Origin of the sequence: Staphylococcus schweitzeri, from assembly GCF_002902405.1 — a bacterium.
GTDB lineage: Bacteria > Bacillota > Bacilli > Staphylococcales > Staphylococcaceae > Staphylococcus > Staphylococcus schweitzeri.
Window position 1 is genome coordinate 1 of the sequence record NZ_PPQS01000041.1, and the last position, 220, is coordinate 220.

Genomic DNA, 220 nt, shown 5'->3' on the forward strand with positions numbered 1-220 from the left:
ATCAAATGCATAGAAAATCATTGGCTTTTTAAATACTGCATATTCATATATTAATGATGAATAATCACTAATCAATAAATCTGTGACAAAGAGTATATCATTAACTTCTCGATAATCTGAGACGTCTACAAAGTATTTACGATGTGCACGTGAAATATTCAATCTGTTTTTTACAAACGGATGCATTTTAAATAATACAACCGCGTTATTTTTCTCACAG

At 28.6% G+C, this 220-nt stretch carries 1 protein-coding gene; it reads right to left on the reverse strand.

From position 1 onward, the window contains the following. A partial coding sequence (locus CD116_RS09255; RefSeq protein WP_206168529.1) for a CDP-glycerol glycerophosphotransferase family protein occupies positions 1 to 220 on the reverse strand: 220 nt, incomplete at both ends.